The following is a 17,261-nucleotide window of genomic DNA, read 5'->3' on the forward strand; positions in this document are numbered from 1 at the left end:
GATTGTCCACGTCTAGGCTTCAGTTCGCCGCGCCTGCTGGTCCGCCGCGCCGGGCCATGATGCCGCGGCCGGGATCATAGGCGATGACGGCCAGGGTGAAGAACGCCAAGCCGGTCCCGATTACGACGGCGCAAGCGAGTGGCTCGAACTTCGCGTAAAGCGCGAAACGGACCAGCTCGACCGCGTGCGAAAACGGGTTGGCCTCGCAGATCCAGTAGAGCGTCTCACTCGACTCCCGGATCCGCCAGAGCGGATATAGGGCGGAAGAGGCAAAGAACATCGGGAAGATCACGAAGTTCATGATGCTCGCGAAGTTCTCGAGCTGGCGCACCATCGACGACAGGAACAGGCCGATGGCGCCGAGCATCAAGCCAGCGGCGATGAAAGCCGGCAGCGCCGTAAGGTAGCCCAGCGGCGGGATGTCGGTCTCCCAGAACCAAGCCACGGCGAGGAACGCGTAGGCCTGCACGATCGAGACCGAGACGCCCGCGATGAGCTTGGCCAGCAGCAGCGTCCAGCGCGGATAGGGCGAGGTCAGCAGCACCTTCATCGAGCCGACCTCGCGGTCGTAGACCATCGACAAGGATGACTGCATGCCGTTGAAAAGCTGGATCATCACGGCCAGGCCAGGCACCACGTAGACCTCGTACAGCACGTAGGTCTCGTAAGGCGGCGTGATCGAGACGCCGAGCGTGTTGCGAAAGCCGGCCGCGAAGATGAACAACCAGACCAGCGGCCGTACCAGCGCCGAGAAGAAGCGCTCCTTCTGATTGAAGAAGCGCAGCAACTCGCGGCGCACGATGCCACCGAGAGCCCGCAGGTAGCCTACGAAATCGAGCCGGCCGAGATGCGGCACCGGCTTCGCTGACGTTGCGCTGCTGCTCGGCGCCGCGGCGGCGATCGTGCTGTCGGAGGCGTTGCTCATGCCGCTGCCTTGCTCGGCTCGGCGACGAGGCGCCGGAAGGTGGTCTCAAGGCTCTCACCCGCTTCGCCGATGCCGCCGGCGAGACCGCGCGCAACCACCTGCCCCTTGTGCAGAACCACGACGTCGTCCTCGGCCGAGATTTCCTCGAAGATATGGGTCGCCCAAAGCACCGAGAGCCCCTCCTCTCGAACCAGCGCCCGCACGATGCCGACGATGTCTGCACGGGATTCGAGATCGAGACCGACGGTCGGCTCGTCGAGCAACAGCAGGCGCGGCTCGTGGATCAGCGAGCGTGCGATCTCGATGCGGCGCGACTGGCCGCCCGACAGCGTGCGGATCTTGTCGTTGCGCCGGTCGGCGAGACCGACGCGGTTGAGGAGCACGTCGATGCGGTCGCGCGCCGCACGCCGCGCAATTCCGTGCAGGCTGGCGTGGTAAAACAAGTTCTGCGCGACGGTGAGATCGGTATCCAGCGTGCGCGCCTGGAAGACCACGCCCAGGCGGGCCAGCGCGCGGGACGGTTCGCGGTCGAGGGGATGGCCGAGGATCGAGACCCGGCCGTGCTGATTGTTGTAGAGCCGCGTGACGACCGAGAAGAGCGTCGTCTTCCCGGCACCGTTCGGCCCGAGCAAAGCGGTGAAGCTGCCACGCTCGACCCGAAGCGAGACGTTCGACAGGGCCGCACGCTGACCGAAATTGTGGCTGACGTCGGCAATGTCGAGGGCTGCGCCCTCGCTCGGCTCTGGATTCATTTCAGTGCCCGCTTCGCGTCACCGACGGCATCCATGCACTCGTCGAACTCGCCCTCCTTTTGCTCGCGCTGAGCGTTCTTCAACGCCCGCTTGAGCTTGGCGAGGACGGGCTCGGCCGGCGCCTTGGCAATCTCGCCCTGGATCATCGTGATGCCGGTGGCGCAATCGGCCTTGTCGTCCGCGAGAGCGGGGGTGGCGAGGACGAGGGCAGCTAAGGTCATGCCCGTTGCGACGGATCGGTTCATCAGACGTCTCACTTCACCGAAATCGTGCCGGTCATGCCCTTGGACTCCAGTCCTTGCGCGTACCATTTGTAATCGCCCGGCTTGATCGCCACGAATTCGACGGCGATCTCGCCCGGATCGTCGAACTCGAGATGGTCCGGCGGGCCACCGCCGTGGATTTCCTTGTGCTCGATGACGATCTGGTTGAACCAGATATTCCGGAAAAACTCGGGCGCGTAGAACTTGTACTCCTGGTGGCCCTTGGCAATGATGCGAAGTCGGTAGGCCTTGCCGGCCTCCAGTTCGATGTCCTTGTTCTCGACGACGAAGTCGTTGCCGTCCTCGTTGCCCAGCACGAGGTCGGGCAGGTTTTGGCGCTTCTTCGTCAGGTCGAGCGCGCTGGCAGGCGCCGCGAACATCAAGGCCGAGCCGAGCAGCACGGCGAGCTTCCACACCTTCATTCCATCTCCTCCTGCCGCCGTTCGCCGGCGGTCCGACCGTGTTTTGTCTTAGTCCCAGCTCTCACCCCGAGGTGCCGCTGCGCAACTGAAGCCTCCGGCGTCCCAGGTATTCAGAGAGCTCCCCTTCGAGGCCTGCCGTCGCAGGCAACTCAGAATGAGGTTCCGGGTGGGATGTCCGCGTCCTAATTCTTTGAAATCGCCACGCCCCAGGGCAACAGGCCCGTCTGGATGCTCTTCAAAACCTTCAGGTTCTCGACGTCGATCACCGAGACGTCGTTCGAGCTGCCATTGGTCGTGTAGAGCTGCTTCTCGTCGGGCGTGAAGGCGAGCTGCCAGACGCGCTGACCCACCGGAAGATACTTCTCGACCTCGTAGGTCTTCGTGTTCACCACGGCGACGCGGTTGGCTGGACCCAGTGCCACGAAAGCCTTGGAACCGTCCTTGGTGAGCCGCACACCAACAGGCTGAATCTGCTCGTCGTTCACGCTCGGGATCTTGAAGGTCACCTTCTTGATCACCTTGCGGGTCGCCACGTCGATCACCGAGACGGTGCCGCCGACTTCGGCCGAGACCCAGAGCGTCTTGCCGTCACCCGAGAACTCGGCGAAGCGCGGGCGCGCATCGACCAGGACGTTGTCGATCACCTCGAAGGTCTTGGTATCGATGAAGTGGGCCATGTTGGTGGTCTCGGAGGTGTTCACGAGAACCTTCCCGTCCGGCGACAGGCCCATGCCTTCCGGCTCGACGCCGACCGGTACCTCGGCCAGCACTTTGTTCTTCTCGATGTCGATGATGGTGACCTGGCTGTCGTCCTCGTTGGCGACGTAGAGCGGGTTACCCGATGCCGCGAGGATGAACTGCTCCGGGTCGGGGCCGGAGCGCAGCGAGCGCGTGACCTTGCCGGTGGCGGTGTCGAGGACGTCGATGCGGTCGTCGTCGCTGGCGCAGACGAAGAGTTCCTTGTCATCCTTCGAGAGCGTGATGCCGCGCGGGCGCCGCCCCACCTTCCAGGTCGCGGTGACCGCCATGGTGTTGGTGTCGATGACGCTGACCGAGTTGCCCTTTTCGTTGGTCACGTAGGCGGTGAAGGCCTGCGCGGCCTCCGACAGCCCGAGCCAAGCTCCCGCGAGCACCGCAACGCTTACGCTCGCTCTGAAGCGACGGCCCATCAGCATCCTCCCTGTCGCGCGCGCTTTTCGCGCATTCGCCCCGGCGATCTAGCGCAATTTCCCGACAGGGACATTGGCCATTCAGCGGGATCGTCCGAATCCACAGCGTTTCATTGCCGCATCGAGCGCAGCGTTACTTGAACTTGCAGGTCGTCTCCGGCTGATCGGTGCCGAGCGTGTCAAGCGGCGTGCGCTGGTGGATGAAGCCCTGCTCCGGCGCCACGGACACCATCGCTTTCGGCTGCACAACGATGATCGGCTGGCGCAACTGGTGGTCCCAGGGGCGATAGCTCAGCGAGACGCCTTTGTAGGCTGGCAGGCTGAAGGTCGGATCCGTGAAGTACGGGATCAGCGTGGCCGCATCGGTGCTCTTCTTCTGCGTTGCTCCCTCGCCGACGCTGCGCACGCCCGCCCAGGCCTGGTAGTCGAGGGGCCGCATCAGCCTGCCCGAGAGCCTCCGGAAACGGTTCTGGGCCTGGGCCGCCCCCCAGGTCTCCAGCGTTGGATGCCAGGTCGTCGCCACCAAGCCGGCCGTTCCGGCGATGGGTCGCGGATCCACGGTGCGATACGGGACGTATTCGCCCCAATCCTGCTCCTCGTCGGCGACGATCGCCATGTCGTAGTCGATGCCCCGGGTGAAGATCATCGCCTCGGCGCGGGTCGGCGTATCGCCGCGCGCCTTCATCAGCGGGCCGAAGGTCCATGGTTTTTCTGCCGTGACCTTCAGGCCGAACTTCCTGGCGGAGTTCTTCATGGCCTCGGCATAGGCCTTGTCGCGGTCGCTGGGGCCGACGATCAGGAAGATCTTTCGCCAGCGCATCAGCGTCATGTACTGCGCGATCGCGTCGGTCTGCATCGCGCGGCTCGGGATGGTGTGGAAGACGTTGGCGCGGCAATCGGCCCCACGCAGGGAATCGTCTGGCGCGCCGGCGTTGAAGACGGCCACGCCGTCGCCCTTCAGCGCATCGGCGACGGCCAGAACTTCGGCTGCGGGCAGCGCGACCACGAAATACTTCACGCCCTTTCCGGCGAGTTCCTTGGCGGCGTCGACGGCGCTCTTGCCCTCCTCCAAGGCGACCTCGTCGAGAGCGTAGGTCTGCTTGGTGAAGCGGCCGGTGGTGTTGTTGTCCTTCACCGCCATGCGCGCGCCGGCGACGCCGAGATCTTCGGGATCGGCCTCCGCATCGTAGGACGAGGGCGCTGGGACCGGACGGTAGAGGAAGGCGATATGCGTCTCGCTGCCCGGCATGGTGGCAGGTTGCTGGGCCGTCGGCGAGCCGGGCGCAGGCTCGCCGGTCTCGGCCTTCGGCTCTTGAGCTATGCCGACCGCGCCGCTCATGACGGTGGCGAAGGCGGGCAGAACGGCGAGGAGGCGGAGGGCGGAAAAACGCATGCCCCGGGACGCTAACAACATCTCGGCGTGACCCTCAACGGTTGATGTATAAGGACTTTCTAAGCTCGCAACGCGGCGCGTCGGCGGTTGCGCTGCGGCAAATCCGGCCAGAGGAAACGAGAGCCCTCCGCGCCGACCGTTGCCAAAAGCTCCTCGCGCCCGACCTAAAACCGGACGAGGGCGATCCGTCTGAGCCGCTTGCCTGGAGGAATCTGTGATGAACCGGCGCCCGATGCTTACGCTTGGCCGTCTCGTGCTGGCGACCGTCGCGCTGATGCCGCTGCTCACGCCTGCCGCCATGGCCGAGATGGGGCGAAAGGCCGCGATCTTCACCGCCGAACTCGACGATCCGATGCTGCCCTATGGCCGCAAGCCGCCGCCGGCCTTCCTGAAGCGTCTCGACCTGATCACGGACGAGTTGCGCAAGACGCTCTCCGACAAGGGCAAGCTCGAGAGCGTCGACCTCGCTCCGCAGGCTGAGGAGATCAAGAAGCAGGCGCCGCTGTTCAAGTGCAACGGCTGTGTTCCGGATATCGCCAAGGCGCTGGGGGCGGATTACGCGGTGACGACCGTGGCCGAGAAAGGCGGCCCACAGCTTTTCAACCTGTCCGTCACGATCGTCGAGGTTGCATCCGGAAAGGTCGTGCGGAAGGGCATCGTCGTGATAAACGCCAATTCCGACGACGACTGGGCGCATGCCGCGCGCTCGGTGGTCAAGAACCGCCTGCTGGCGGAGCCGCTGCCGAACCCCTCCTGACCAGGAGGACGACGGCTCGCGATCCCCGAGTCCCGATGCGTCCCGTGTCCGAGCCATCCGAGAACAGTCCCCGCCTCCTCGTCAGCGTCCGCGATGCCGACGAAGCCGCGCTCGCCTGCGCGGCCGGTGTCGGCCTCGTCGATGCGAAAGACCCCGCGAACGGCGCCCTCGGCGCGCTGCCCGTGGAAACCGTGCGGGAGATCGTGAGGCGCGTCGGTGCCTCTGTCACGACGAGCGCAGTGGCCGGAGAGCCGGAGGACGCTGCGGCACTCGCTCCCATGGTCGCCGCCATGGCCGGCACCGGCGTCGACTACGTGAAAGTCGCGGTGCGGGCGGATCAGCCCGATATCGCCCTTGTCGAGGCGGCAGAGGCGGCGCCCGGGCGATTGATCGGTGTGCTTTTTGCCGGCGACGTCTTCGGGCTGAACGTCGTCTCGCGCCTAGCCGAGGCCGGTTTTTGCGGTGCGATGATCGACACGCGCGCGAAGGACGGACGACGCCTCGGCGACCTGCTTCTGCCGGATGACCTCGCAGCCTTCGTTGCGGCCTGCCACGCGCACGGGTTGCTCTCGGGGCTCGCGGGTTCGCTCGGTGTCGCAGACATTCCCGGCCTCGCCGCCCACGCGCCGGGCTATCTCGGATTCCGCGGCGGTCTCTGTCAGGACGGCGACCGTCGCAATGCGCTCGATCCGATAAGGGTCGGCGCCGCGATCGCGGCCCTGCGCGACCTCGATCGGCGCGACGCCGCGTGACGATGGCGGACGGCCCTCTGAGCGTGATCAAGGTCGGCGGCAGTTTGGCGTCCGATCCGGCCCGCTTGCGCGCCGTGCTGGCATCGCTCGCCGACGGCGGCGAAGGCCATGCCGTCATCGTGCCAGGCGGCGGACCGTTCGCCGATACGGTGCGCGCCTCGCAGGCATCGCTCGGATTTTCGGACGCGCTCGCCCACCGGCTCGCCCTCGGCGCGATGGGCCAGATGGCCGAGGTTCTTTCTGAGTTGGAGCCGCGGCTCTCGATCGTCCGAAGCGTCGAGGCGGCGAGAGCCCATGATGGCGTCTGCCTTTGGGATCCCGTGGGCCTGCGCGATGGACATCCCGACATTCCCGAGTCTTGGGACGTCACCTCCGACAGCCTCGCTCTGTGGCTTGCTGGCGCGCTCGGCGCGACGCGATGCGTGCTGGTGAAATCCGCGCCCTGCCCCGCCGATGCTTCGCCGGACCATCTCGCCGGACTCGGCCTCGTCGATCGCGCCTTCCCGGATTTCGCCCGTGCCTTTGCAGGCGAGATCGTCCTGTGCGGCTCGGACGCAATCTCCCACTCACCCCCTCATCCTGACGTGCGAGGCCCAGCCGAGCCTCGAAGGAAGGCTCCAGAAGCCACTGCGATCGCTGGAGCCCCTCCTCGAGGCTGCCGCTCCGCGCCAGCACCTCAGGATGAGGGTGTGGGTGGCGTCTTCCCATGCGCATCGGAGGACGAGGCGGCATGAGCGACCGCCCGGATCACCTCGTCTTCATTACCGGCAAGCTTGCCCATGCCCGGCTGGAAAAGGTCGCGAACACGCTGCCGGCTGAGCGCTTCAACTGGTCGATCGCCGATGCCGGCGTGAAGGTCGCCGCGCTGATGACCGAGGAGATCATCAAGCGCCGCATCACCATGCCCGAGGGGGCCACGCGCATCATCCTGCCGGGCCGCTGCCGAGCGAACCGCGAGGCACTGGCCGAGCACTTCAAGCTGCCCGTCGAGCTGGGCCCGGACGAGATCGTCGACCTGCCGGCCTATCTCGGTCTCGCGGGCCGCAAGGTCGATCTCTCGAAACACGACCTGCGCATCTTCTCCGAGATCGTCGATGCCTCGAAGATGAGCGTCGACCAGATCGTTGCGAAGGGCCTCGACCTCGCACGGCGCGGTTCGGACGTGATCGACCTCGGCGGCTTGCCCGACACACCCTTTCCGCACCTCGAAGACGCAGTGCGCGAGATGAAGCGCGCGGGCCTGACCGTGAGCGTCGACTCCTTCTCGCTCGACGAGCTGACGCGGGGAGCTAAAGGCGGTGCGGATTACCTGCTCAGCCTCAACGAGGAGACCCTCGATCTCGCCTTCGAGATCGGCGCCGTGCCGGTCCTGGTGCCGATGCGGCCCGATGACATGCCCTCTCTCGACCGGGCGATCGAGCGAATGGAGAAGGCGGGGCTGCCCTACATGGCCGACCCGATCCTCGAGCCGATCCATTTCGGTTTCGTCGAGTCGATCGCGCGCTACAACGACGTCCGCAAGCGCTGGCCCGACATCGAGATGATGATGGGCACCGGCAACCTCACTGAACTGACCGAGGCCGACAGCCTCGGCGTCACCGCGCTGCTCGCTGGAATGTGCTCGGAGCTCTCGATCCGCAACGTGCTGATCGTGCAGGTCTCGAACCATACGCGCCGCACCGTGGAGGAGCACGATGCGGCCCGACGTGTGATGTACGCGGCCAAGGCAGACTCCGCGCTGCCCAAGGGTTATGGCCGGGAGCTATTGGCACTTCACGACAAGCGACCCTTCGTGCAGACCCCGGACGAAATCGCCGCACTGGCGGCCGAGGTTCGCGATCCCAATTACCGCATCGCGGTCGCCGAGGATGGGATCCACGTCTACAACCGCGCGATCCACAAGGTCGGCACCGACGCAATGGCATTTTTCCCGGACATGGACGTGGCTTGCGACGGCGCTCACGCCTTTTACCTCGGCGGCGAGCTGACCAAGGCCGAGACTGCGTTCCGGCTCGGCAAGCGCTACGTGCAGGACGAGCCGCTCGATTGGGGCTGCGCGGCCGACCGCAACAGGGAAGACACCACCGCGTTCAAAAAGGCGGGTCACACCAGGCAGGGCGGCGCCGACGTACCACTGTCCGGAACGCGCGACGCCGTGCCTGCAGCCGAGGCGCCAAAGGGCCGGATCGTCTGCGGCAAGCTCGTGCCGGACGAGGGCTGAGCCACGTGCCGTTCATTCTCGAGACGATCGTCACCACGCTGTCGCCGGAGGGCGAACTGCACCTCGTGCCGTTCGGTCTTATCCGCGAAGGCGACGACTACGTGCTGGCGCCGTTCCGGCCCTCGCCGACCATCCTCAACCTCGAAGCCTCGCCGTTCTTCGCAGCCTCCGCGCCGACCGACGTGCGCGTCATCGCAGGCGTTGTCACGGGACGCCGCGAATGGCCGGTGGTCGATTGCGAGAAGATCCACGGCAAGCGGCTGGCCGCGTGCTTCGGCCATGCCGAGTTCGAGGTGCTCGACAAGGACGACGACGCCCAGCGCCCGCGCTATCGCGGCCGGATGGTCCATTCGGCCAGCCACAAGCCATTTCTCGGCTACAACCGGGCGCAGGCCGCGGTTCTGGAGGCGGCGATCCTCTCGACGCGCCTCAAGATGCTGGAGCCCGAGAAGATCCTGACCGAGATGGCCTACCATGCCATCGCGATCTCCAAGACCGCTGGTCCCGCCGAGCGCGAGGCCTGGGACTGGATCGAGGACAAGGTCGCGGACGCCCTCGGGCGCAGCGAGCGCGTTCTCCCACGAGCTGAACCCGCCGCGTGAGGCGGCAGACGGAGCAGATCACCGATGCGTAAGACGACCAGACGGACCCTGACGGCTGCGGCGGCTCTCGCCACCGCAAGCGTTCTCGCAGTCACCGCCCAGGCCCATGGCCCGACTCGCCGGAAAATTAGCGAGTCCATCGAGATCAACGCGCCGGCCGACAAGGTCTGGGCGGTCGTCGGCAACTTCAAGGATTCGAACTGGGTCGAGAACGTCGCCAAAACCGAGGCGCATGGCGACGATCCGGGCAAGTCGAAGCGGACGCTCACCCTCAAGAACGGTCATACGATCGAGGAGGAAGGCACCAACTACAAGCCTGACCGGATGCTGTTCGGCTACTTCATCGACAAGATCGACGTCGCCGATCTGCCGGTGAACGACTTCTCGTCAAACGTCACCGTCGAGGCTGAGGGCGATGGCAAGGCGAAGGTCGAGTGGAAGGCGGCGTTCTACCGCGGCTACATGAACAACGATCCGCCGCCGGAATTGAACGACGAGAATTCCGAGAAGGCGGTGAAGGCTTGGGTTCAGAAGAGCCTCGCCAATCTCAAGGCGCAGTTGGAGAAAGGCGCTTCCTGACGGGGTGACCTTAAAGCCCCGCACAACGATAAAGAGCGCCGCCGCCCCGGCGGCGCAAATGGGAGAGAGACGATCACGATGAGATATTACACGACAGCCGCCGTGGCGGTGTTGGCCGCAGTGTCCTTCGCCGCCCAGGCGCATGGCCCGAGCCGCCAGAAGGTGTCGGAAGAGGTCGAGATCAACGCACCGGCCGACAAGGTCTGGGCCGTGGTCGGCAACTTCCAGGATGGCAGCTGGATCCCGGTGGTCGAGAAGACCGAGGGCAAGGGCGGCAACGAGGTCAAGGCGACCCGTACCCTGCACCTCAAGGGCGGCGCTACCGTCGACGAGGAACTGGCCAAGTACGATGCCGGCAAGAAGACCTTCATGTACCGGATCAACAAGGTCGACGTGAAGGTTCTGCCGGTGAACGACTATTCCTCGACGATCGAGGTCGAGGATGCCGGCGGCAAGACCAAGGTGACCTGGAAGGGCGCTTTCTATCGCGGCTACATGAACAACGATCCGCCGCCCGAGCTGAACGACGAGGCCTCCAAGAAGGCCGTGTCGGGCCTCTACCGCGCGAGCCTCGATAACCTGAAGGCCAAGGTCGAGAAGGGCTCGTGAGGGCCCACCTCCGCGGAATGACGTCTCGGAGGGGCCGGCTCAAAGCCGGCCCTTTCAGTCTCGCCGCGCTTCTGCTCGTGTGGGCCAGCCCGTCGCTGGCGCAGGAGGCCTACGTCACCGCGCAACTCGCGAACGAGGTCGCCGTGGTGGATCTCGGTGCCGGCAAGGTGATCGCTCATATCCCGGTCGACGGTGCGCCGGCTGGTATCGCCCTCTCGCCGGACCGCAAGACAGCTTATGTCACGCGGCCCGAGGGGCAGTCGGTGGCGGTGCTCGATCTCGACAAGCGCACGGTCACGGCGAGCGTCGCCGTGCATGGCGGCCCGCTCGGGATCGCCGTCAACCCGAAGACCGGCGTGGTCTACGTTGCCGACTGGTATGCGACCCGCGTCGTCGTGCTGACGCCCTCCCCCGAAGGTTTGAAGCAGACCGGCGAGATCGCCGTCGGCAAGTCGCCCTCTGGCCTCGCCGTGACGCCCAATGGCGGCACGCTGCTGGTCGCCAATCGCGAGGCGGATTCGGTCTCCGTGGTCGACCTCGCCACGGCCAAGGAAACGCACGTCATCGCGGTGGGGCGGCACCCGTTCGGCCTCACGCTGTCGGCCGACGGCAGCCGGGCCTACACGGCCAACGTGACCTCGAACGACGTGTCCGTGATCGACGTCCCCGGTCACCGCGAGATCGGTCGCATCGCGACCGGTGATAGGCCCTACGTCGTGGCTCTGGCCGGCGGACACGGCTTCGTCACCGACCAGTATTCGAACAGCGTCACTGCCTTCGGCCTCGACGACCTCAAGCCGGCCGGCAGCATCGACGTCGAGGATCATCCCGAGGGCATCGCCGCGTCGCGGGACGGCAAGAGCCTCTACGTCGCCAACTGGGGCGACAACACGCTGAGCGTGATCGATGCCGCAACCCTCAAGGTCACCGGCAAGATCGCCGTGCCGGACGGGCCGAGGGCTTTCGGGGACTTTTTGCGCTAGCAGACCGGCCCGCGCTGGCGGGTATGCGTCTCAATCGTCATCCGCGGGCGAGTTCAGGATGTCTTCCAGCTCGTCCACCAGTTGGTCGATCTGATCCTCGCTGGCCAGCACCTTGACGGTGTCGCCGTCGGCTGTTGCGAAGGCGAGCTCGATGGAATCGCCGCTCCGCGCGGCCAGGATGCGGACGAGTTTCTTGGCGGCGCTCATGCGCGGGGCCTCATGGATGGATGGCTGACGGTCGAGGAGGCTCGACGCGGGACGACATCCGCAAAGCATGAGCGGAACCGTATTGTCGAGCCGGCGCTTTCTGGTGCTGGCCCGCCGAGTACCGCCATCGTGCCCCCTTACAGATCGATCCTCGTCCTCACCCTGCTGCTCGCGGTCTCCGGCGCGCTGGCGCAGACCGAAGAGCCTGCGCCCGTGCCCGCGCAAGAGGAGCCCGTCCCCGGCCCGCCGCCGCCATCGCCCGATCTCTCCGATCCGAACGCGCGCAACGCCGAGAGCCTGTCGGAGCCGGGACCGAACTCGACGATTCCCAAGACGCTCCGCGGCTCCGGTGCGAAGGCGGGCGGCCCTGCGAACGATCTCAATGTCGGCAGCGCGAGCGAAACACCTCGCCCGCGCAGCAATCTGGCCAACGTGCTCACGGGCAAGGAACTGTTCCACGGCAATTATTGCGGCGCCGGCCAGCGTGGCGAGGGCTTGCCGCCGACGGACCAGCTCGATGCCGCCTGCATGCGCCACGACGCCTGTTACGACGCCGCCGGCTACGCGTCCTGCGCCTGCGACCAAGTGCTCGGCCGCGAAGCCGGCGCCGTGGCCGATCAGCCGGGTGTGACTGCGGATGTCCGTGGCAAGGCGCTCAGCGTCGTCGAAGCCGCCGGTGTGCTTTCCTGCAAGTCGCCGTGAGCGGATTCCGGCCTGCGTCTACGCGGCGCGCGTGCTGAAGGGCTCGAACTCGCGCTCGGTGAACGGTTCGGCGATGACTCCCGAGCTGCACAGCCACTCGACCGCAGCGAGAAGGCCGCCTGCCACCGCGTGGATTTCCTCGGTGTCGCGTGGCAGCACGAGAATCCGATCGGGATCGCTCGGGCGAAACACCAACTCGTCGCCCTGGGTGGTATCGCCGACGATCACGCAGTCTGCCGCGTCGGGTTTCCCGAGCAGCGGACCGTCTCCCCAGAACCAATATTGCGCGACCCGCTGGCGCCACGTCGCCACATCGTTCGGCCCGCGGAGGATGCGGTGCGGCGGGTAGATGCGAACGAGGTCGCCTCCGAGGATTCCTTCGCCGAGCGTTGTCACGTAGGCGCGATAACCCTCCGGAAGCCGCGTGCCGAGGGCTGCTTCTGCAGCCAAGACCTCCTCGTACGTCGACAGGAAGAGGGGCCCGCCGATCACGCTCACGTCTCGCAGGTTCATCGAGCCACCTCAGGCGATCAGTGCCACCGCCACGGCCGGTCCGCAGGTCGAGACCCAGTCGGCATCGCGATCCGTCAGACCATCGGCGATGACGTCGGTGAAGGCGAGGCAGCGCCGACCGAGGCGGCGTGAGAGACGCTCGGCGACAAAGGCGCCAGCGCCACAGACGACGAGCGGCGCATCCTCGGGGAGGTCCGCCCGAGACAGGAGCGTCGCCGCGGCGTCGTGGAGCGGGCGGAGCTGCGCCTCCGCGAACCAGGCCGCGAGCGCTCGCCATTGCGCGGGCGAGCCCTCCCCATGGTCGCGGCCGATGATCCGGGCGAGGCGCGTCTCCGATTCCGCGATGGATTTTCCCTTAAGGTCTGCGCTGTGCTGTTGGTCCGCTCCCTCGGGAAGGTCGCCCAGCAAGCGATGGATATCGGCCGTGGTGGCGAAGGCTTCGGCCATCAACGCGGTGCGGCGACCCCGCCAGGGCGCATGCGTGGCGAGCGCAGGCAATGCTGTTCGCACGACGCCGGAATAGACGAGCTCGCCCGTCTCCAGCCGCTCGGCGTCGCTGTAGCCGGAGGCCGCGGGCCGGCCGTCGACGATCGGGATCAGGTCGGAGGTCGTCGAGCCGATGTCGACGAGGAGTGCGCTGCCGACGTGCCGTCCGACGAGCGCGGCGGTGGCGTGCCAGTTCGAGGAGGCGATGTCGGCGGCCTGCCGCTCGGCGGCTTCGGGCGCGACGAAGCCGGAGCGGCCGGCATAGATCCGCGCGGAGCCTTTCAGATTTGCGGCAGCCCAGGCGGCGAGCTGTGCGACGCCGTCCGCTCGGTCTCGGAAGCAGTCGGTCAGCTCGCCAGTCATGGTGACGGCGTGGCTAGCCTCACTGCGTGCCCAATCCGGTAGCGACGAGAGCGTCTCGTCGAGAGCGGGAATGCCGCGCCAGAGCTTGCAAGGCGCCTGCACCGCCTCTCTGACACGGCCGCCCGCTACGAGCGCAGCCTTGACATGCACCCCGCCGAGATCCCACCCCACCGTCGGGGCTGCTGGGTCATGCCGGGGCTGGCTCACGGGCGGCTCGCTGAGGCGGTGGACGGATGACGTTCCGGCTGATTCCGGTGATCGACCTGCGCGGCGGACTCGTCGTGCGAGCGCGCGCGGGCGACCGCGACGCCTATGCCCCGATCCGCACCCCTTTGGCCAGCGGATCGGCACCGGATGATGTCGCCCGCGGATTGCTCGCCGCTTGTCCGGCGGAGATCCTCTACGTCGCGGATCTCGACGCGATCGTGGATGGCCACGCGCCCGACCTAGCGAGCTTGCGCGCCATCCGCGCCGCCTGTCCCGCCGTGAGCCTCTGGCTCGATGCGGGTTTCTCGACGACGGAGGCTGTCAGAGCGTTTGTTGCTGAAGGTCTCGGCCAACCGGTGCTCGGCAGCGAGAGCCAAGCCGATTCAGCCCTCGTCCGCGCATGCGGCGATCGGGCGATTCTCTCGCTCGACAGCAGAGACGGAGCCTTTCTCGGCCCCCGCGATCTGCACGATGACCCGTCTTGCTGGCCGACGGACGTCATCGTGATGACCCTGGCACGCATCGGCGTGGGCGGCGGACCCGATGTTGCGGCTTTGGAACGTGTGACGCACGCGGCGCGTGGCCGCCGCGTCTATGCGGCCGGCGGCGTGCGGGGACCCGATGATGTCCGCGCATTACAGGAGATCGGTGTGGCTGGAGCCCTCGTTGCGTCGGCGATCCACGACGGCAAGCTTTTCCGGTAAGCCTCTGCGCGCAAAAAGAAAGGGACGGCTTTCGCCGTCCCAATCGTCGTCAGCGTCCAAGGAAGATGGAGGCCAGTCGCTGGAGCAGGCCCCGCGGTGCGGGCGGAGGCTCGCTCTGCCCAGGACTGTCCCCGATCTAAGCGTTGGCTGCGAAGGGGTGCTGCACCGAGTTGCGCTGCTCCGTGACGACCGAAGCCTTCGGCTCGCCGTTCACGGCGCGCTGGATGGAGAGCTTGGTGGCCTCGTAGTTGTACTTCTGGATCTTGGCGTCGTCGGCCGCTTCCCAGTGGATGAACACGCCGACCAGGATGAACAGGTCGTCGGCTTCGTCCACGGGGATGATGCCCTCGGCAACCGCGTCCTGAACGGCCTTGGCAACGCCGTGCTGGGCGGGGCCGAACATCTGGACGGCCTGACGGGCGTCGTTGATGGTGACCTTGTTGAACATCAGCGTGTTGGGCTTGCACGGCAGGTTCGGCGCGATGACCGCGAGCAGGCTGGTGAAGCCGTGCTTGTTGTTCACGAGACCGTTCGCGAAAGCCGTCTCAGCCGGCGAACCGCGGGGTCCGATGATCAGGTCGATGTGAGCGACTTCATTGCCGTCGCCGACGAGCGCTTCGCCGACCTGGAGCTTGGTGATCTTTGCCATTCGGGGATTCTCCCTGGATTTCCTCGGAGAAAAGGCTGCCCTCTTGTGAGGCGCAGCCTAAGCCGTCCTTGTTTCGGCGCTCGATGAGGAGCCGAGCCGGTTAGCCCGGACAGCGGCGCGGACCCTACAGCGGCGGATTTGCCGGAACAACCCGAGCAAGGCCCTGAAATCGGTAATTTTTCGGGGGTTCGGCGGATGGTTGACGGAACCGTTCTCGATCGAACGGTCAGGCAGTCAGCGAGCCTCGCCGCGCGCCGTGAGGATGGTGTCGGCAAACAGGGTCGCTACCGTGAAATCGGCGCTGGTCCCTGGATTGAGCCCGGCTTCTTTGAGGACCCGGTCATGCGCGAGCAGCACATCGACTGGCTCTCTTCTCAGGTCGATCCCGCCGAGCGCCCCGGCGGCCTCTTGCCGAACCTTCTCGGCCGTCTCGGCTCCATACTTCCGGGCGATGTGGCTGTCGGGAATGCTCGTCAGGAACGCGAGGTGAATGGCCGTCGTCGCCCAATTGGTCGAAAGATCCAGGCGCCGTGCCGCATCGAGGGCTGGCAGGCCGACGCTGAAGACGTCCTCGAAGCCGGTAACGTAAGCCCTTGCAATGCGGTCGCGGGGCGCGGCCTCGGCCATCGCTGCTCCGAGAGCCACCGACGTCGAGGCTTCAGTTACGTCATGGCGCTGCGCCGTCCCGAGTCCGCCGGGATTGGCATGCCGGATCGCCGCGAACACGTCGGCGCCGTCGCGTTCGTCGAGGGCAGAGAGGACGGCACTCATCCTTTGCTGGAGCCGCCCGGCCGTTTCGCTGGCGAGGGCGATCGGGGCACAGAGCAGAAGGATCCCGAGATTCGTGTTCTGGCCCACAGCCGAGATCGTCGCCTCGACGCCTCCGCGCACCCTCGCCCCGACGCTTGCGCCGGCGCGCGCGAGATGCGGTGCGGAAACCTCGGCGCTGGTGACGAAATCCGCCACCTCCATCCGGTGCCCGCCGGCATATGCGTGGACGTTGCCGACCTTGAGGGCGTCGAGCTCGGCGAGGCACGCCGCCCGGTAGAGATCGGCGACGATCGCTGGCGAGAGCGCGGTGCCGGTCACGCCTGCGACGCCACGAGCCTCGGCGGTCGCGCGGCCCGGACGGCGCCGAGAAATCCGCGCACGACGCTCGCCGCGATGTCGACCTCGGTGACCTGCTGGAGCCCCGACCAGGCCGGCATGGAATTGACTTCGAGAACCAGGAAGCCGCCCTCCCCGTCCTCGACGAGGTCGACGCCCGTGTAGTCGACCGCAATCGAAGCCGCCGCGGCTTCGGCTAGCTCGGCGGCCTTGGCTGGGACGTTCCAGGCGAAGGGCCGGCCTCCGCGGTGGACGTTGGTGATCCAGCCGTCGCCTTCGCGTATCATCCCGGCGATCGGCCGCCCCTCGCAGACGAAGACCCGGTAGTCGCGCCAGAGACCGTCGCGACGCGGGACGTAGCGCTGCAGGTAGTAGACGCGGTTCACGTCATCTTCCGGTGGCAACTCCTCGGGCCGCTCGATCAGCATCAAACCCTCGCCCTGTGAGCCGAAGAGCGGCTTGAGCACGATCGGCCGGCCGGGGCCGGCCTCGCGGGCGATCAGCTCGGCCGCTGCCTCACGCTTCGAGAAGACGAAGGTGTCCGGCGTCGGCAATCCGGCGCGGGCGACGGCAAGGCTGGTCGCCGCCTTGTCCACCGAGCGTTCGATCGCGGTCGGCGAGTTCCAGACCGTGACACCGGCCGAGACCAGGGCGTGGAGCACTCCGAGCCGCATGGTGGTGGCCTCGAAGGTGCCTCCTGCGATGGTCCTCATCAGGACCCCGTCGGGGAGGCCGTCCTCGAAGCCGGGTACGCGCAGGGGCTCGCCGCCACCCGTGACGATGGCGACGTCGGCGAGCGAGAACAGCACCGGTTCGATCCCGAAGGATTCGAGGGCGCCCCGCAACCTCGCCTTGTGCCAATTGCCGTTATCGGCCGCGAGCCCGATGCGCATGTG

21 protein-coding genes and 1 pseudogene are annotated in these 17,261 nt (G+C 66.7%); 10 read left to right on the top strand and 12 right to left on the bottom strand.

All coding sequences use genetic code 11. From position 1 onward, the window contains the following. Positions 1–19: 19 nt before the first annotated feature. The 6 genes from HCU64_RS07275 to HCU64_RS07300 form a co-directional block, all read right to left on the bottom strand. On the bottom strand, positions 20–925 hold the full coding sequence (locus tag HCU64_RS07275) for an ABC transporter permease (RefSeq protein WP_233383169.1): 906 nt from the start codon (positions 923–925) through the stop codon (positions 20–22). Then, the gene (locus tag HCU64_RS07280; RefSeq protein WP_233383170.1) at positions 922–1,677 is read right to left on the bottom strand and encodes an ABC transporter ATP-binding protein; all 756 of its coding nucleotides are present in this window, start codon (positions 1,675–1,677) and stop codon (positions 922–924) included. The genes HCU64_RS07275 and HCU64_RS07280 overlap by 4 nt, the downstream gene beginning before the upstream one ends. Next, a complete protein-coding gene (locus HCU64_RS07285) occupies positions 1,674–1,922 on the bottom strand; it encodes a hypothetical protein (protein ID WP_233383171.1) in 249 nt (82 codons plus the stop codon). The genes HCU64_RS07280 and HCU64_RS07285 overlap by 4 nt, the downstream gene beginning before the upstream one ends. Before the next feature lie 8 nt (positions 1,923–1,930). Further along, positions 1,931–2,362: a hypothetical protein gene (locus tag HCU64_RS07290; protein WP_233383172.1), complete on the bottom strand. Its 432-nt coding sequence runs from the start codon at positions 2,360–2,362 to the stop codon at positions 1,931–1,933. 182 nt (positions 2,363–2,544) lie between these two features. Further along, positions 2,545–3,531 carry a YVTN family beta-propeller repeat protein gene (locus HCU64_RS07295; protein WP_233383173.1) on the bottom strand — a complete coding sequence of 329 codons (987 nt, stop codon included), beginning with the start codon at positions 3,529–3,531 and terminating at the stop codon, positions 2,545–2,547. A gap of 133 nt (positions 3,532–3,664) precedes the next feature. Then, complete coding sequence (locus HCU64_RS07300) at positions 3,665–4,924, bottom strand: ABC transporter substrate-binding protein (RefSeq protein WP_442785923.1); 1,260 nt, start codon at positions 4,922–4,924, stop codon at positions 3,665–3,667. Between the two features lie 232 nt (positions 4,925–5,156). Between HCU64_RS07300 and HCU64_RS07305 the strand changes: the two genes are divergently transcribed. The 8 genes and pseudogenes from HCU64_RS07305 (at position 5,157) to HCU64_RS07340 (ending at position 11,427) form a co-directional block, all read left to right on the top strand. Continuing rightward, positions 5,157–5,681, top strand: a complete 525-nt coding sequence (locus HCU64_RS07305; RefSeq protein ID WP_442785935.1) for a DUF3280 domain-containing protein — start codon at positions 5,157–5,159, stop codon at positions 5,679–5,681. Positions 5,682–5,716: 35 nt separating this feature from the next. Then, positions 5,717–6,433, top strand: a complete 717-nt coding sequence (locus HCU64_RS07310; protein WP_442785924.1) for a (5-formylfuran-3-yl)methyl phosphate synthase — start codon at positions 5,717–5,719, stop codon at positions 6,431–6,433. 2 nt (positions 6,434–6,435) lie between these two features. Continuing rightward, positions 6,436–6,993 (top strand): annotated as a pseudogene (locus HCU64_RS07315) (amino acid kinase family protein); the annotation flags it as partial. Positions 6,994–7,163: 170 nt separating this feature from the next. Beyond that, positions 7,164–8,654, top strand: coding sequence for a DUF6513 domain-containing protein (locus tag HCU64_RS07320; protein WP_233383176.1), 1,491 nt, complete (start codon positions 7,164–7,166; stop codon positions 8,652–8,654). Positions 8,655–8,659: 5 nt separating this feature from the next. Continuing rightward, positions 8,660–9,256 carry a DUF447 domain-containing protein gene (locus HCU64_RS07325; RefSeq protein ID WP_233383177.1) on the top strand — a complete coding sequence of 199 codons (597 nt, stop codon included), beginning with the start codon at positions 8,660–8,662 and terminating at the stop codon, positions 9,254–9,256. Positions 9,257–9,280: 24 nt separating this feature from the next. Further along, positions 9,281–9,835, top strand: coding sequence for an SRPBCC family protein (locus HCU64_RS07330; RefSeq protein ID WP_233383178.1), 555 nt, complete (start codon positions 9,281–9,283; stop codon positions 9,833–9,835). Positions 9,836–9,913: 78 nt separating this feature from the next. Further along, positions 9,914–10,444, top strand: coding sequence for an SRPBCC family protein (locus HCU64_RS07335; RefSeq protein ID WP_183504673.1), 531 nt, complete (start codon positions 9,914–9,916; stop codon positions 10,442–10,444). Positions 10,445–10,461: 17 nt separating this feature from the next. Then, positions 10,462–11,427, top strand: coding sequence for a YncE family protein (locus HCU64_RS07340; RefSeq protein ID WP_233383179.1), 966 nt, complete (start codon positions 10,462–10,464; stop codon positions 11,425–11,427). A 30-nt stretch (positions 11,428–11,457) separates the two neighbouring features. Here HCU64_RS07340 and HCU64_RS07345 read toward each other — a convergent pair whose 3' ends face one another. After that, positions 11,458–11,634, bottom strand: coding sequence for a hypothetical protein (locus HCU64_RS07345; RefSeq protein WP_233383180.1), 177 nt, complete (start codon positions 11,632–11,634; stop codon positions 11,458–11,460). A gap of 126 nt (positions 11,635–11,760) precedes the next feature. Between HCU64_RS07345 and HCU64_RS07350 the strand changes: the two genes are divergently transcribed. Further along, a complete protein-coding gene (locus HCU64_RS07350) occupies positions 11,761–12,336 on the top strand; it encodes a hypothetical protein (RefSeq protein WP_442785936.1) in 576 nt (191 codons plus the stop codon). An 18-nt stretch (positions 12,337–12,354) separates the two neighbouring features. Here the strand turns inward: HCU64_RS07350 and HCU64_RS07355 are convergent, their stop codons facing one another. Both HCU64_RS07355 and HCU64_RS07360 read right to left on the bottom strand, forming a co-directional pair. Then, on the bottom strand, positions 12,355–12,834 hold the full coding sequence (locus HCU64_RS07355) for an SMI1/KNR4 family protein (RefSeq protein ID WP_233383181.1): 480 nt from the start codon (positions 12,832–12,834) through the stop codon (positions 12,355–12,357). 24 nt (positions 12,835–12,858) lie between these two features. Further along, a complete protein-coding gene (locus tag HCU64_RS07360; RefSeq protein ID WP_233383182.1) occupies positions 12,859–13,905 on the bottom strand; it encodes a hydantoinase/oxoprolinase family protein in 1,047 nt (348 codons plus the stop codon). Positions 13,906–13,931: 26 nt separating this feature from the next. Between HCU64_RS07360 and HCU64_RS07365 the strand changes: the two genes are divergently transcribed. Next, complete coding sequence (locus HCU64_RS07365; protein WP_233383183.1) at positions 13,932–14,609, top strand: HisA/HisF-related TIM barrel protein; 678 nt, start codon at positions 13,932–13,934, stop codon at positions 14,607–14,609. A 136-nt stretch (positions 14,610–14,745) separates the two neighbouring features. Here HCU64_RS07365 and fae read toward each other — a convergent pair whose 3' ends face one another. From fae to HCU64_RS07380, 3 genes are all read right to left on the bottom strand, one after another. After that, a complete protein-coding gene (gene fae, locus HCU64_RS07370) occupies positions 14,746–15,258 on the bottom strand; it encodes a 5,6,7,8-tetrahydromethanopterin hydro-lyase (RefSeq protein ID WP_233383184.1) in 513 nt (170 codons plus the stop codon). 234 nt (positions 15,259–15,492) lie between these two features. Further along, positions 15,493–16,347 (bottom strand): triphosphoribosyl-dephospho-CoA synthase, encoded by an 855-nt coding sequence (locus tag HCU64_RS07375; RefSeq protein WP_233383185.1) that lies wholly within the window; start codon positions 16,345–16,347, stop codon positions 15,493–15,495. Then, positions 16,344–17,258: an ATP-grasp domain-containing protein gene (locus tag HCU64_RS07380; RefSeq protein ID WP_233383186.1), complete on the bottom strand. Its 915-nt coding sequence runs from the start codon at positions 17,256–17,258 to the stop codon at positions 16,344–16,346. The genes HCU64_RS07375 and HCU64_RS07380 overlap by 4 nt, the downstream gene beginning before the upstream one ends. Positions 17,259–17,261: the final 3 nt, after the last annotated feature.

Source organism: Methylobacterium sp. C25, assembly GCF_021352225.1.
GTDB lineage: Bacteria > Pseudomonadota > Alphaproteobacteria > Rhizobiales > Beijerinckiaceae > Methylobacterium.